Genomic DNA, 14224 nt, shown 5'->3' on the forward strand with positions numbered 1-14224 from the left:
GGGCCCTCATCGGCAGTCCACATTGATGAGCGCCGGCAGGGCGACGAAGAACACCGAGACGAAGGACAAGGCCGCCAGGAGCACGGTGGAGAACTCCAGAAACCGCTCGCGGCCCGCCCCCGTATCCGCGCCATGGTCGAAGCCACCTCCGCCATGGCCGCGCCACTCGCGCACCGCGCGCCACAGGATGAGGCCGATCGCCAGGAGCGCGGCCAGAGTGAGCGCCGCCACGGTGGCCCGTGCCCCGGCGATCGGCTGAAAGATCGCCACGTTCGGCGCGCATTGATAGGCGGCCACGACGTAGCAGAGCAGGAAATGACCGGCCCAGATCGTCGGAGCGGCGATCAGCGTCCAGAGATTGTCGCGCGTCTGTCTCTTCAGCGTCATCGCTCTCTCCCTAACCCGCCGCCAGAGGAAACAGGACGAGCGTCGCGATCGCGATCAGAGCCGTCGCCGCCATGAAGTGCCAGTAGAGCGCGACATTCTCCATATCGATGTCGTAGACCGGGGTCAGCCGCCCGGCGAACGAGCGCGCGAGGCAATAGGCGAGCATCAGCGCGCCGGCGGCGCCGTGGACGCTGGTCCAAATCGCGATGACCCAGACCGTCGCGGGATAGACATGGGCGACGGGATCCAGTCCGGCCGAATAAGGCGCCCACAACAGCGCTGCCGAGGCGACGAGCGCAAGCAGCGTGCCGGCGGCAATGAGCAGGCGGGCCGCACCGATCCTGCCGGCCTTGTTGACGCGGCGGGCGAGCCGCGCCGCGAGCCAGGCGGCGGCAAACAGCAGGAGCGAGACGAGCGGCCAGAACAGGCCGGGCACTTCCATGCCGGCGGGCGGAAACTGCGGGTGGATGGTGAAGAAGAAGAAATAGCCGAAGATCAGCGAGAGGAATGCCGTGCCGTCGCCGGCCATGGTGATGAACATCGCCCACCAGCCGACAGATTGCGGGCCGGACGCATAGAGCGGCAGGGAGAGGCCGCGGCCGATGTCCTTCTCGGCCTTCTCCGGAACGATCGCCGTTCCACGCCAGAGCCAGACGAGCAGGGAACCGGTCGCGACGACGGCGGTGCCGAGGGTGAGGTACCACCAGTGGAAGGTGGCGAAGATGAAGACGGCGCCGAGGAAGATTGCCGCCCACATGGTCATGAAGGTCGGGCCCGGGACGCGCAGGCATTGCACGGGCTCGGCGTCGAGCACCGAGGTGACCAGCGTCTCGCGCTTCAGCTCCTCCGCATCGGGCAGGTAGAACCGGCCATTGTCGACGTCTTCCATGAAGTTCGGCTGGTCCCAGAGCGGGTAGCGGCTCGTCACGATCGGCACGGAGCGCACGCCCCAGCCCTTGTCCTCGACCTCGGCCAGCCATTCGAGCGTGCCGGCGTTCCAGGTGTTGCGCTCGGCATGGGGCTCCTTCCCGCGCGGGCGCACCACCTCGTAGACGACGCACAGGAAGCCGGCCGCGAAGACGAAGGCGCCGACGGTGGAGACGAGGTTCCAGAGATCGAGGCCGATGCCGGCCGGATAGGTCCAGATCCGCCGGGGCATGCCGATGAGGCCGGAGATGTGCATGGGGAAGAAGGCGGTGTTGAAACCGACGAACATCAGCCAGAAGGCGATCTTGCCCATTCGGTCCCCGAGCCGTCGTCCGGCGAGCATCGGCCAGTAATAGTAGACGCCCGCGACGACCGGAAAGAGCATGCCGCCGATCAGGACGTAGTGGAGATGGGCGACGATGAAATAGGTGTCGTGGGCCTGCCAGTCGAAGGGCGCGAGCGCGACCATGACGCCGGTCAGCCCGCCGATCACGAAGATCGCCAGCGCTCCGGAAACGAACAGCATCGGCACGGACCGTATCACCCGGCCGGTGAGGAGCGTCGCCAGGAAGACGAAGATCTGCACGCCGGTCGGGATCGCGACGGCCTCGGAGGCGGCAGAAAAGAAGCCGAGCGAGATCGACGGCAGGCCAGTCGCGTACATGTGGTGGACCCACAGGCCGAAGGACAGGAACCCGGTGCCGACGGCGGCGAGCACGATCCAGGAATAGCCGAGGATCGGGCGCTGGGCGAAGGTCGGGATGATCATCGCGAGCAGGGCGATTGCCGGCAGGAAGACGATGTAGACCTCCGGGTGGCCGAAGATCCAGAACAGGTGCTGCCACAGCATCGGGTCGCCGCCGCGCTCGGGATCGAAGAACGGCCAGTTGAACAGGCGTTCCAGCTCGAAGAGGATGTCGCCCGCGATCAGCGGCGGGAAGGCGAAGAGGATCATGCCGGCGACGACGAGGACGTACCAGGCATAGAGCGGCATCAGGTTCAGCCGCATGCCGGGCGGGCGGCATTTCAGCGTGCCGACGATCAGTTCCACCGCGGCGGCGATCGAGGCGACCTCAATGAACGACAACCCCAGGAGCCAGATGTCGGCGCCATAGCCGGGCGAGAAGCGCTCCTGCGTCGTCAGCGGCGGATACATGAACCAGCCGCCGGTCGGCGCGGCCGAGAAGAAGATCGAGCCGCAAACGAAGACGCCGCCGATCAGGAAGCACCAGTAGCCGAAGGCCGACAGCCGCGGAAACGGCAGATCGCGCGCCCCGAGCATCTGCGGCAGAAGGATGATCGCCACCGCCTCGAAGATCGGCACGGCGAACAGGAACATCATCACCGTGCCGTGCAGCGTGTAGACCTGGCTGTAGAAATTGGCGGTGAGGAAGTCGTTCTCGGGAACGGCGAGCTGCACCCGGATCATCAGGCCGAGAACGCCGGCAAAGAGCATGAAGGCGAAGGACGTCGCGGTGTACCAGAGGCCGACCTCGGTGTTGTTGACCGCCGACCAGTAGCGCCAGCCCTTGGGCGCGTCCCATGTCCAGATCAGCCGCTTTTCCTGGGCCTTGCGGACCTCCGGATCCTCCTGGTCGACATGGCTGGCGCCGACGGTCGCGGGCGCCGGCGGGTCCGGGAAGTGCGGCGTCGCGGGGTCGCGCTTGTCGGCGGCGTCGATGCCGATCGCGGGCGTCGCATCGCTCATTGCAGTGCCCCCAGCCAGTTCGCCATGGCCGCGATTTCGTCTTCCGGCAGCATGCCGAATGACGGCATGAGAACGCCGGGCTTCACGTGGGCGGGGGTACGGATGAAGGCCGCGATGTTCGCCTCGTTGGTCGGAAGCAGACCTGCGGCGATGGTACGGCGCGAGGCGACATGGGTGAGATCCGGGCCGACGGCGCCGTCCGCCGGCGTGCCACGGACGGTGTGGCAGGCGCCGCAGCCATTCTTCAGGAAGAGTTCGGCGCCGCGTCCCGACGTGACGGCGGCGTCTTCCGCCTGGCGCCGGACATGGGCGTCGAACTCCTCCGGCGGAACGGCGACCACGCGAAGACCCATCTGCGCATGCGCGTCGCCGCAGTATTCGGCGCACACCCCGTTGAAGACGCCGGGCCGTGTCGGGTCGAGCACGATGCGGTTCACTCGTCCAGGGATCGCGTCGGTCTTGCCGGCAAGCGCCGGAATCCAGAAGGAGTGGATGACATCGGGGCTGCCGAGCAGGATCTCGGTGCGCCGGCCGACCGGCAGCCAAATCTCGTTGGCGCTCTCCACACCGCCTGCCGGCAGGCTCTTCACGACGCCGGGCTCCCCCTCGACATTGTAGGCGACGCGCCACCAGAAGCGCTCTCCCGAAACGGCGATGGCGGGCCCCTCCGCCGGCCCGCGGAATTGCGGCATCAGGGTGAGGCCCCAGGACAGGAGCGCGAGCAGCACGACCGTCGGGAACAGCGCGCCGAACACGATCAGTCGCTGGCCGCTCCGCTCGTCATGCGCTTGCGGGTGCGTCCTGGTCACATAGATCGCGAAGCCGATCACCGTGATCCAGATGAACACGGCGCCGGCGAACATCACCCAGAAGAGCGTGACGAGGGTGGCGGATTCGGTGCCGGCCGCCTCGAAGGTCGATTGCGGACCACCGCAACCGGCCAGAGCGATCGGCAGGAACAGGCCGGACACGCAGCGGGAAAATCGGGGGAGACTGAACGGCTGGGCTGACCCAAGGGCAGTGCGGGATCGTTTTCGAAGGGGCCGAGGTGCCGGCATCGTCATCCTTCCGAATTGGCGCTGTCGGCCTGTGCGGCGAAAATCGACGCCGGCTGAGCTGTTCATCCAGATAGGCGCGTCTCCACGCGCGGCGAGATGCCGGCAGACCGCCGAGCGGCTTCGATCGCGAAGATTCGTCAAGCGGAAACTGGCCGGAGGCGGAGAGAGCATGACTGACCGGTACCGACTGCCGCCAGGCCGCGCGGGGCTTCCGCACTGCGTTCGGCGAAGCGCGCCCGGTCAAGTCTTCGGACACAACCATCCGGATGAAGTGCCTGATGAGGCGACATTTTTCGTGCTTCGTGCCCTGCGCCCGGCTATCCAGATGGTTTTTCGGCGGATAGGATTGGTTGTCAGGCGCAAGAACTCCCTTCGGGGATGGAGCCGTCGACGGTCGTGTGTGCATTCCGGCGGGTAACCGACTAGAGGCCATCCGATCGTCATCTTATCGAACCGCATTGTGAATGTGGGTTAGACGGCAAGCGGCTGCTTCGGATGGGCGCATGCTTTCATGAATGCGTGCCAGTGAAGGAGCCGCAGAATTGGCCGAACCGCAGACGACGCGGGCGAAGGTGGGCATTCCCGGCCTCGATGACATTCTCAGCGGCGGCCTGACGACGGGCCATGTCTTTTTGGTCGAGGGCAGTCCGGGAACCGGCAAGACGACGATCGCGCTCAGCTTTCTTCTGGAGGGAGCCAAGCAGGGCGAGACCGGACTCTACATCACCCTCTCGGAGACCGAGCCGGAATTGCGCTCGGGAGCCGCTTCGCACGGATGGGACATCGATCCGGCCATCACGGTGTTCGAACTGGTGCCGCCGGAGAGCCTTCTCGACCCCGATCAGCAGCAGAGCCTGCTCTACTCGTCCGACCTCGAACTCGGAGAGACCACGCGGATGATCTTCGAAGCGGTCGAACGGGTGAAGCCGAAGCGGATCGTGCTCGACAGCCTTTCGGAGATCCGCCTTCTGGCGCAGGGCTCGCTGCGCTATCGGCGCCAGATCCTGGCCATGAAGCACTATTTCTCGCGCAATGGCGGAACCGTCCTGCTCCTGGACGACCTCACGGCGGAGACCACCGACAAGACCGTCCACAGCGTCGTCCACGGCGTCGTCCATCTCGAGGAACTGGCCCCGGAATACGGTGCGGAACGCCGGCGCGTCCGCATCACCAAATATCGCGGCACGGCCTATCGCGGCGGCTATCACGACATGAAGATCGCGACCGGCGGCGTCGAGGTGTACCCGCGGCTGGTCGCGCTCGAGCACCGCAGGAGGTTCGAGCGCCGCAAGACCTCGAGCGGGATCCCCGAATTCGACGCGCTGCTCGGCGGGGGTGTCGAACAGGGATCGAGCACGCTGGTTCTCGGGCCTGCCGGCGCCGGCAAGTCCCTCGTCGGCGTCCAGTTCGCGATGTCCGCGACCGCCCGGGGCGAGAAAGCCGCGATCTTTCTGTTCGACGAGGAGATGGGCCTCCTGTTCGATCGCGTCATGGCGATGGGGATCGATCTCCAGGCCGAGATCGACAGGGGGATGCTGCATATCGAGCAACTCGACGCGGCGGAGCTTTCGCCGGGCGAATTCGCCCATCGCGTCCGCCACAGGGTGACCGAGGCCGACGCCAAGCTCGTCTTGATCGACAGCCTCAACGGCTATCAGGCCTCGATGCCGGAGGAGAACTCGCTCATCCTGCATATGCACGAGCTTCTGCAATTCCTGAACAGGCAGGGCGCGACCACGATCCTGACGGTCGCCCAGCACGGTCTGGTGGGAGACATGAGGTCGCCGGTCGACATCACCTATCTGGCCGATACCGTGATCCTTCTGCGGTATTTCGAGGCGATGGGACGGATGCGTCGCGCATTGTCGGTCATCAAGAAGCGGGCCGGCTGGCATGAGGACACCATCCGCGAATACCGGATCGGCGAGAAGGGCCTGACCGTCGGCGAGCCTCTGGACAAGTTCCAGGGTGTCCTGCGCGGCGTGCCGACCTTCGTCGGCGCTGATACCGACGACCTCCTGACAAAGCCGATCGACTGACCGATGCCCGATACGGTTGCTGATCCGCATGCCCTGATCATGACGCCAACCGGGCGGGACTTCGATATAGCTGCCGCCCTCCTGAGGGACATCGACATCGCGGCGCGCGGGGTGCGCGACATTGCCGATCTCGTCGGGCATCTCGGCGATAACGTCCTCTTCGCGCTGATCACTGAAGAGACGCTGCGAACCTGCGACCTGCGTCCGCTCGCCGACTGGGTCCGGGTGCAGGAAAGCTGGTCGGACCTCACCTTCATCCTTCTGACCCAGCGTGGCGGCGGACCGGAGCGCAATCCGGCCGCCGCGCGCCTGTCCGAAACGCTCGGCAACGTCACCTTCATCGAGCGGCCATTTCACCCGACGACCTTCCTCAGCGTCGCGAAGACGGCCTTGAAGGGCCGCCGCCGCCAGTATGAGAGCCGTTCCATTCTCGGCGAACTGCGCGAGAGCGGCGAGCGGCTGCGCACGGCGCTGGTGGCCGGCCGCCTCGGATCCTGGGAGTTCGACGTGGAGCGGCGGGAGTTTACGTGCTCCGACGCCTGCAAGGCCGTGTTCGGCCGCGAGCCGGATGCGCCCTTCACCTATCGCGATCTCCTCGCCAGCGTTCACCCGGACGACCTCAAGCACGTCAAGGACAGCGCTCGGAACACGATCGCGACCGGGGACGACTATGCGATCGAGCACCGGACCATCTGGCCGGACGGCTCGCTTCATTGGGCCGAGCTTCGCGCGCGCCTGGTCCGTTCGCATGGGCGGGTGCGGATGGTGGGTGTGTCGCTCGACATCACCACGCGCAAAGTCGCCGAGGAGCAATTGCGGGTCCAGAACGAGACCCTCGAAGCGCGGGTCGCCGCCAGGACGCGGGAGCTGGAGGAAGCCTACCGCGCCACGCTCGACCAGATCGCGCAGCGGGAACTGGCGGAGAGCAAGCTTCGGCAGTCGCAGAAGATGGAGATGATCGGCCAACTGACCGGCGGCATTGCCCACGACTTCAACAACCTCCTGATGGCGGTCATCGGCAATCTCGACCTCCTGCGCAAACATCTTCCGGACGATCCGAAGACGGTGCGTCTCATCGAGGGAGCCCAGCTCGGCGCGAAGCGGGGAGCCTCGCTGACCCAGCGCCTGCTGGCGTTTGCCAGGCGCCAGGATCTGGTTCTCGTCGTGACGGATCTCGGCGATCTGGTCAGGGGAATGACGGAGCTGATCGAGCGCACGATCGGGTCGGCGATCGAGTTGCGCTTCGACCTTCCGGAAGAGCCCGTCCGTTCGGAGCTGGATCCCAACCAGGTCGAGCTCGCTCTCCTCAACCTCGTCGTCAATGCGCGGGACGCCATGCCCGAGGGCGGCACGCTCATGATCCGCGTCGATCCCGAACTGGCGCCGGCGACGGGCAACGCGGCAGAGGGGTTCGTCCGCCTGTGCGTGATCGACTCCGGTCAGGGAATGGACGCGGCGACGCTCGAAAAGGCGACCGAGCCGTTCTTCTCGACGAAGGGCGTCGGCAAGGGAACCGGCCTCGGCCTGTCGATGATCCACGGTCTGGTCAAGCAATTGGGTGGCGAGTTCAAGCTGACGAGCGCCGTCGGGCAGGGCACGACCGCGGAACTGCTGTTTCCCGCGACGATGAAGGACGCGCCGTCCGTCGCCGCCCCTGCCATGCCGGCCGCGCCGAACACCGACCGTCGCCGCCTGCGCATCCTCCTCGTCGACGACGACCCGCTGATCGCAATGAGCAGCGTCGACATGCTGGAGGATCTCGGACACGAGGTGTTCGAGGCCAATTCCGGCGAGGCGGCCTTGCGGCATCTCGGCGAAAGCGGGCGGATCGACCTGATGATCACCGACTTTTCGATGCCCCGGATGAACGGCGCCCAGCTCGCGCGGGCCGCCAAGGAGCTCGATCCCGATCTCCCGATCATCCTGGCAACCGGATACGCCGAACTGCCGCCGGGCATGGAAATCAACGTTCCCAGGCTGGGCAAGCCCTACGACCAGGACCAGCTTGCCGCCCAGATCGAGGCGCTGATGCCGACCATGCCGGCCGGCACTCTCTGACGCTCGCTTGCATCGAGCGGACGAGCCATCGCAGCCCTCCGACACTGCGCACGCTCCGGGCGGACGGCGAACCCCAGCGACGCACCGCAGGTCGTGAGAATCCGCAATCGAAAGATGGCCGACCGACGCAGATGACGCCCGGCCGGCGCGGGCAGGCAGAGGTCAGGAGGCGCGGCGAATGCGGCGCTTGTCGAAGGCCACGCAGCGAAACCGGGGACCGGCGCTCTGGCTCGCCGGAATCATTCTCGCGCCGAGGATCCGGCAGATCAGGGCGTGCGCCCGCGCCGGCGGCTGCGCCGCATCGTCGAAGGGCCGGATGTGATGCAGGGAAACGAGCCGTCCGCCGGGCCGCAAGGCGCTGACGGCGCGCTCCAGAAGAATTTCGAGGTCGCGACGCGACAGATAATAGGCGAGCTCCGACAGGACCACGAGGTCGTAGCGGCTGCGCGGCATCTCGTCCGGCAACAGCGCCGCGCCGAGGGTGACATTCCGCCTGTCGCCGACCCTGGCATGCGCCGCGGCGACGGCGGTCGGAGAGGCGTCGAGTGCGGTCAGCCGCAGGCATCGCGGCGCGAGCTCCCATGTGGTCTCGCCATTCGCGCAGGCAAGCTCCAGCGCGTTGCCGCGAAGCTTCAGGCCGCACGCCCGCAGGACCATGCGCCGCTTGTGCCGTTCGAAGGGCGAGGAGCGATAGTTCCAGGGATCGTCGTCGGCGCGGAACTTCGCCTCGAATCCGGCCGGATCGATCGGCTTCGTCATCGGATGCGCCAATAGGCTTCCCGCGGCCCCGTGAGGCGGCGGATCGTTTCGGGCGACAGGCAGAATCCGGTCGGGTCGTCGTCGATCAGCTTTCCCGTCTGCGAAAGGTGCGCGTCCACGGCGCTCAGCTTCCGGGCGGCGGCTTCGGGCGTAAGATCGAAGACGACCAGCTCGGCTTCGCCGGGTTCGGGCCGGTCCGCCGGGGCCCCAAGCTCATCCAGCCAGATCGCATATTCGAGCGTTCGGGCCGGCGCGGCCACCGATTCAAGGGCCTCCGTGACCAGATGCCAGGAGCCGCGATGGTCGCAGTGAGGATCGCGCCGCCAGGGAAGCAAGGCGAGATCCGGCCCAAACTCCCGGACGAGTGCCACGGTCCGGTCCAATGCCTCGGCATGGGCCGGCTCGCCGCGGGGCGGCATTGCCGCGTCCGGCAGGCGCAGGAAGGTCCTCGGTTGGTCGCCCGCGCCGAGGCGGGCCAGCGCCTCGGCCGCTTCCCTCTCGCGCTGCATCGCCAGGCGCTTGCGGGACCATGTCCGGGAAGCCGGATGCGAGGCGCCACCGTCGGTGACGAAGAGGATGTGGAAGCAACGTCCCGCCGCGGCCAATTCCGCGATCAGTCCGCCGCAGCCGAGCGCTTCGTCGTCGGGGTGGGGAGCGACGACGAGAATGCGCTGGCCGGCAAGGCTCGAGGGATGCCGACCCGGTTCGCTCACGCCTCGCGCTCCCGAAAGCCAGGCAGCCAGGTCCCGTCCGCCACGGCTTGCCCGACAGCCGCCAGGGCGCCATCGGGATTGGGCTGGCGGAGATAGGTTCGCAGGTCCCGGATCAGCCGCTCCAGGGGATGCGGGGCGATCATGCCGGCGGCTCCGACGCCGCGCTCGGCCTCCTCCAGAACCGCCAGCGCCGCGGCCTCTCCCGCGGACCGCGTGGCGTTGGCGATCGCGATCAGTTCCGGTCCCAGCGCCGGATCGCGCGAGGCTGCCGTCCAGGCGTCGGCCGCCTGTTCCACCCAGAGACGGCCGGTATGGAGCGCGATGGCGGCCCGGCCGATCCGGTGACGCTGATAGGGATCCTCCGTGCGGGCCGTTCGCCCGAGATGCGCCAGCATCGCGTCGAGCACCGCCTCGACGCCGCCCAGCTGCACCGCGACGAAACGGATGGCGCCGCCCGAGAACCAGGGCTGGCGGATGTAGTCGTCGGGCCCGCCGACCAGCCAGTCACGCTCGAAGCTGAGGCCGGTGAAGTCGGCGAGATGGCTGCCGGAGGCCCGCATTCCGAGCGGTTTCCACCAGGAGCGGTCGACATGCAGCCCTTCGACCGGGACGAGGAGCATCTGCCGGCCCGCTTCGGTCGCGGCCGTGACAAGCGCGTGGCTGAGCCCGTCGACGCCGGTGGCGAACGTCTTGCCGCCGACCAGCCTGTCTTCCTCCAGGCGAAGCGGACGGCCGGGCAGATCCGTATTCCAGATCCCGAGGGTTCCGCCCGCACGAAGGATCTCACCCAGTGCCTGGATCTGCGGGTCCGATCCGAATTGCCGGACGAGCCAGACCGCATTCACATGGCCCTCGACGATCCGGCCGACGCTGAGATTGCCGCGCCCGACGGCCCAGAGGAGACGCAGGAGCCCGTGCGGATCGTCGAGCGGCGGGGCGCCGAGAACACCGAGTTCGCCGAGAGCGGCCATCGCCCCGCGTGGAAATTCCCCGCTCGCGTCCGTTTCGGCGGCATCCAGCGCCGCGGCGCCAGATACTTGCGCCCGGAAATGGCTCGCGGGATCGACATAGGAATCAAGCGGCATCGCGGACCCCGTCGAGGCTTTCGACCATGTCTTCGAGAAGGGCAATCGCCTCTCCCACAGGGCATTGGCAGGAAGGGTCGGGATTGTCCGGAGCATGGCTCTCGATCAGGGCCTGCGGGGTCGCATGGGCGGCGAGCTCGCGCATCTTCCTGATGCCTACCCCCAGCAGCGCCGATGCCTCGCGCACCGATGCCGCATCGGCGAGCGACAAATGCCGCAGGGCGCGGCGAAGCCGGAGGCGGCGAACGATCTCGGCGGGGCTCTCGACGAAGTGCGGCGCTCCGCAGGCCTCGGCGGCGAGCCATTCCCGTAGGCAATCCGCCATTCCGCCGGACGCCCGCCCCGAAAGGCGGGCCGAGACACTGACGCTGACACCGGGCGCATGGCGAAGGCGAAAGCCGCCGGCGCGAAGGCGCGACACCAGCCCCAGGTCCTCTCGGACCGGAACGACGGGAAGCCCGCCGACCGCCATGTAGGCCTTCGCACGCACGGCGAGACTTCCGCCGGAGTGATCGCGGTGGCGCGGCCATGGGTCGAAGGGAAGCGGGTCGATCAGGCTGGCGAGGCGATCGGACAGTTCCGCGTAACACGCCTGATCCGCGGCCCGCCTCAGGAATCCCGGGCCAAGGACGGCTTCTTCCGCGCGATCGCCGACGAGCCGTCCGCCGACCGCGTCGGCCCCCTCCGCAACCGCGCCGAGGCAGGCGTCCACCCAGTCGTCGGCCGGGACCGCATCTGCGTCTGTCGTCAGGAGAACGCCATGATCCCCTGGCCCGGCGAGCGCGCAGGCAGCATCCATGGCAAAGCGGCGGGCCGTGCCGACATGAGCGAGGCCGTTCGGCAGATCCGTGGCGATCGGGATCAGTGCTATCGTGGGCGTCTGCGCGGCGGCCTGCTGGGCAACAGCAAGCGATCGGTCGGTGCAATTGTTGAACACCATGACGACCGGCAGCGCCGAACTTGAGCGGCGATGCCATGTCTGTCGCGTGAGGGCCGACAGAAGGCTGGGCAGCCGCTGCTGCTCGTCGCGCACCGGAACGGCGACAATCGGCTTCCAGCTACTGATCGAAGGATGACTCAGAGACAATATCCCCACGCGATGTTTGGCCGACTAAAAAGTATTGAACCCGGCGTTCGTTCCGCCCCGAAACCGGTCGCGCCTATGCATCGACCGGTCGGCCTTCCGCCGCGTTCTCCAAGGGTCGCGCCGATCGCCGCGCGAGAGCCGGCTGGCATCCGAATGGTGCCGTTTTTTCCAACCCGGCCTGATCGGACGACGAGCCGACGATCAGAGGCTGGGGTCCATTGCGCTACGCAGACTTCCCCTCCATATACCATCCACGTGGATGGTGATGAGAAGGAATGATCATGGCCGAGACATCGGGTGCCGGCGGCGCGAAGACGCCCGAGAGCGAGAAGATCACGATCAATCTCGGCCCGGTCGATCTCGGACAGATCGACCTCCTGGTCGCCGAGGGGTTCTACGCCAACCGAACCGATCTGATCCGCACCGCCATTCGCAATCAGATCGCCCGCCATGAAGACCAGATGCGCGCGACCCTCGCGCGCCGCCGGATCGACCTCGGCATCCGGCGCTATGGGCGCGCGGATCTCGAACGGGCGGTCGCGGCCGGCGAAGTCCTGTCCATCGAGGTTCTCGGTCTCGTCGTCATCGAGGCGGACGTGACGCCGGAGCTGGCGCTTCGGGCGATCGGCTCCATCCAGGTGCTCGGCGCCCTGCAGGCGCCGCCCGCCGTCAAGGCCGCGCTGAAGCCGCGCATGACCTGAACCACCCGCCCGACGTCTCGTCGGGCAAACGATCGCAGATGCCGGGCGCCACGAAGCACCGGAGCGTTCCCACCTTTTCAGCCGAGCGGATCGAGCCCGGCCAGCCATGAACCAGGAGTTCGGCGCATGACCTATTTGCCCAAGATCGACATGGGGGAAGTGACCCGCCTCACCCGCGAGGGCCGGCTCGGCGAGGCGATGGCGCTTCTGCGTGGCGGAAAGTCGCCTTCACCGGCGCCGACGGACAAGACCCCGGCGGGCAATGACGGGAAGCGCCCGGGCGACGGCGCCGGACCGCTCCTCGATCTTACCCGCCAGTCCGGCGCGAATGGCGGCTGGTCGTCCATCCCAAAGGGGTTCGCCGATGGACTTGCGGGCGTCGATCCCGACCGGTTCGCGGGCCGCAATTCGGCGCCTGCGATACCGGCCGGCGCCCGTTTCAGCGACCATTCCTTCGCCGGGCCGGCAGGCGTACGGGACTATAAGCTCTATGTCCCGAGCACCTATGATGCGGCCGGCTCACCGATGCCGCTCATCGTCATGCTGCATGGCTGCACCCAGTCTCCCGACGATTTCGCGAACGGCACGAGAATGAACGAGATCGCCGAGGAGATCGGCTTTCTCGTCGCCTATCCCGGCCAGTCCAAGGCGGCGAACATGCAGAAATGCTGGAACTGGTTCGAGGCGAAGGATCAGATGCGCGATGCCGGCGAGCCGGCGCTGATCGCCGGTATCACAAGACAGGTGATGTCGGCCCATGCGGTCGATCCACGGAAGGTCTTCGTCGCGGGCCTGTCGGCCGGCGGAGCCGCGGCAGCGATCATGGGGCAGCGCTATTTCGATCTTTATGCCGCCGTCGGCGTCCATTCCGGGCTGGCCTGCGGCGCGGCGCGCGACATGGGCTCGGCCTTCGCCGCGATGCGCGGCGGCGGCCCGGTCGAGGCAGGCGGAACGGTCGTTCCGACCATCGTCTTTCACGGCGACCGCGACACGACGGTCGCGCCGGTCAACGGCGACCGGGTGCTGGAACAGGCGAAGGCCAATGCCGCCTCGACCCGCATCGTCACCGGTGGCGTCTCGGCGAAGGGCGTGCGCTACACCCGCACCGTCGAGCGCGAGGCCGATGGCCACGAAAGGCTGGAATGCTGGACGATCCATGGTGCCGGCCATGCCTGGTCCGGCGGCAGCGCGGCCGGCTCCTACACCCTGCCGGACGGTCCCGACGCCAGCCGCGAAATGATCCGCTTCTTCATGGACGTGGCCGTGTGATAGCCTTTCGGCCGGATCGGGAACCTTCCGGCCGGCCCCTCGTAGCTGTGATGCCGGATCAGTTCCGACGTCCATGTCGCCACCGTCGCGATTACCACCGAGGGCCCAGATCATGTCCGATTCCATGCGGGAATTCGCTTCGAGCTCGAATGGCGACCGGTGGTTCCTGTGCCGCGACGAAGCCACGTCGGAAGACTATGTCCTCCATCAGGGCAACCCGCCATCGGGCGGCGCGGCGACGCGCATCGCCATCGGCGATTTTCTCAAGGCAAGGCCCGCGGGCCCGGAGCATCAGGCGCTGAACCAGTTGATCGGGTCGCTGGCGGTCACCGTCATGGCCGACGACCGCGCGCCTTATTGATGAAGCCAGGGCCGACATCAGCCGGCTTGGCGCTGTCCGGCGCTTGCCGCGGAACCTGCGAACCCGCCTGCG

General features: G+C 67.4%; 12 protein-coding genes and 1 pseudogene. 5 read left to right on the forward strand and 8 right to left on the reverse strand.

Annotated features, from left to right (window positions below):
• Positions 1-6: 6 nt before the first annotated feature.
• From LH400_RS11035 to coxB, 3 genes are read right to left on the reverse strand one after another with little or no spacing between them, the layout of a single operon-like run.
• The gene (locus LH400_RS11035) at positions 7-387 is read right to left on the reverse strand and encodes a hypothetical protein (protein WP_229152738.1); all 381 of its coding nucleotides are present in this window, start codon (positions 385-387) and stop codon (positions 7-9) included.
• A 10-nt stretch (positions 388-397) separates the two neighbouring features.
• Complete coding sequence (gene ctaD, locus LH400_RS11040; protein WP_229152739.1) at positions 398-3022, reverse strand: cytochrome c oxidase subunit I; 2625 nt, start codon at positions 3020-3022, stop codon at positions 398-400.
• Positions 3019-3993: a cytochrome c oxidase subunit II gene (gene coxB / locus LH400_RS11045; RefSeq protein WP_229152740.1), complete on the reverse strand. Its 975-nt coding sequence runs from the start codon at positions 3991-3993 to the stop codon at positions 3019-3021. The genes ctaD and coxB overlap by 4 nt, the downstream gene beginning before the upstream one ends.
• A 629-nt stretch (positions 3994-4622) precedes the next feature.
• Here coxB and LH400_RS11050 point away from each other — a divergent pair.
• Complete coding sequence (locus LH400_RS11050; RefSeq protein WP_229152741.1) at positions 4623-6119, forward strand: ATPase domain-containing protein; 1497 nt, start codon at positions 4623-4625, stop codon at positions 6117-6119.
• Positions 6120-6122: 3 nt separating this feature from the next.
• Positions 6123-8177, forward strand: a complete 2055-nt coding sequence (locus LH400_RS11055; RefSeq protein WP_229152742.1) for a hybrid sensor histidine kinase/response regulator — start codon at positions 6123-6125, stop codon at positions 8175-8177.
• Between the two features lie 162 nt (positions 8178-8339).
• On the opposite strand, the gene LH400_RS11060 is transcribed toward LH400_RS11055, so the two are convergent.
• From LH400_RS11060 to LH400_RS26350, 5 genes and pseudogenes are all read right to left on the reverse strand, one after another.
• Entirely contained in the window at positions 8340-8936 is a 597-nt protein-coding gene (locus LH400_RS11060) for an SAM-dependent methyltransferase (protein ID WP_229152743.1), read from the reverse strand.
• On the reverse strand, positions 8933-9649 hold the full coding sequence (locus LH400_RS11065; protein ID WP_229152744.1) for a PIG-L deacetylase family protein: 717 nt from the start codon (positions 9647-9649) through the stop codon (positions 8933-8935). Before LH400_RS11065 ends, LH400_RS11060 begins: the two co-directional genes overlap by 4 nt.
• The gene (locus LH400_RS11070) at positions 9646-10734 is read right to left on the reverse strand and encodes an acyl-CoA dehydrogenase family protein (RefSeq protein WP_229152745.1); all 1089 of its coding nucleotides are present in this window, start codon (positions 10732-10734) and stop codon (positions 9646-9648) included. Before LH400_RS11070 ends, LH400_RS11065 begins: the two co-directional genes overlap by 4 nt.
• Complete coding sequence (locus LH400_RS11075; RefSeq protein WP_229152746.1) at positions 10724-11059, reverse strand: hypothetical protein; 336 nt, start codon at positions 11057-11059, stop codon at positions 10724-10726. Before LH400_RS11075 ends, LH400_RS11070 begins: the two co-directional genes overlap by 11 nt.
• 372 nt (positions 11060-11431) lie before the next feature.
• A pseudogene (locus LH400_RS26350) lies at positions 11432-11830 on the reverse strand (glycosyltransferase family 2 protein); the annotation flags it as partial.
• A 272-nt stretch (positions 11831-12102) separates the two neighbouring features.
• Between LH400_RS26350 and LH400_RS11085 the strand changes: the two are divergent.
• From LH400_RS11085 to LH400_RS11095, 3 genes are all read left to right on the forward strand, one after another.
• Entirely contained in the window at positions 12103-12522 is a 420-nt protein-coding gene (locus tag LH400_RS11085; RefSeq protein WP_229152748.1) for a CopG family transcriptional regulator, read from the forward strand.
• A 126-nt stretch (positions 12523-12648) separates the two neighbouring features.
• Positions 12649-13791 carry an extracellular catalytic domain type 1 short-chain-length polyhydroxyalkanoate depolymerase gene (locus tag LH400_RS11090; RefSeq protein ID WP_229152749.1) on the forward strand — a complete coding sequence of 381 codons (1143 nt, stop codon included), beginning with the start codon at positions 12649-12651 and terminating at the stop codon, positions 13789-13791.
• Between the two features lie 112 nt (positions 13792-13903).
• Positions 13904-14152 (forward strand): hypothetical protein, encoded by a 249-nt coding sequence (locus LH400_RS11095; protein ID WP_229152750.1) that lies wholly within the window; start codon positions 13904-13906, stop codon positions 14150-14152.
• The last annotated feature ends 72 nt before the right edge of the window (positions 14153-14224 follow it).

Source organism: Jiella soli, from assembly GCF_020615385.1.
Taxonomy (GTDB): Bacteria; Pseudomonadota; Alphaproteobacteria; order Rhizobiales; family Rhizobiaceae; genus VKMB-3413.

Excerpts from the sequence above, each read along its gene's own strand:
- LH400_RS11035 (WP_229152738.1), bottom strand. The coding sequence starts at position 387 with ATGACGCTGAAGAGACAGACGCGCGACAATCTCTGGACGCTGATCGCC.
- ctaD (WP_229152739.1), bottom strand. The coding sequence starts at position 3,022 with ATGAGCGATGCGACGCCCGCGATCGGCATCGACGCCGCCGACAAGCGC.
- LH400_RS11055 (WP_229152742.1), top strand. The coding sequence starts at position 6,123 with ATGCCCGATACGGTTGCTGATCCGCATGCCCTGATCATGACGCCAACC.
- LH400_RS11060 (WP_229152743.1), bottom strand. The coding sequence starts at position 8,936 with ATGACGAAGCCGATCGATCCGGCCGGATTCGAGGCGAAGTTCCGCGCC.
- LH400_RS11070 (WP_229152745.1), bottom strand. The coding sequence starts at position 10,734 with ATGCCGCTTGATTCCTATGTCGATCCCGCGAGCCATTTCCGGGCGCAA.
- LH400_RS11075 (WP_229152746.1), bottom strand. The coding sequence starts at position 11,059 with ATGGCGGATTGCCTACGGGAATGGCTCGCCGCCGAGGCCTGCGGAGCG.
- LH400_RS11085 (WP_229152748.1), top strand. The coding sequence starts at position 12,103 with ATGGCCGAGACATCGGGTGCCGGCGGCGCGAAGACGCCCGAGAGCGAG.
- LH400_RS11090 (WP_229152749.1), top strand. The coding sequence starts at position 12,649 with ATGACCTATTTGCCCAAGATCGACATGGGGGAAGTGACCCGCCTCACC.
- LH400_RS11095 (WP_229152750.1), top strand. The coding sequence starts at position 13,904 with ATGTCCGATTCCATGCGGGAATTCGCTTCGAGCTCGAATGGCGACCGG.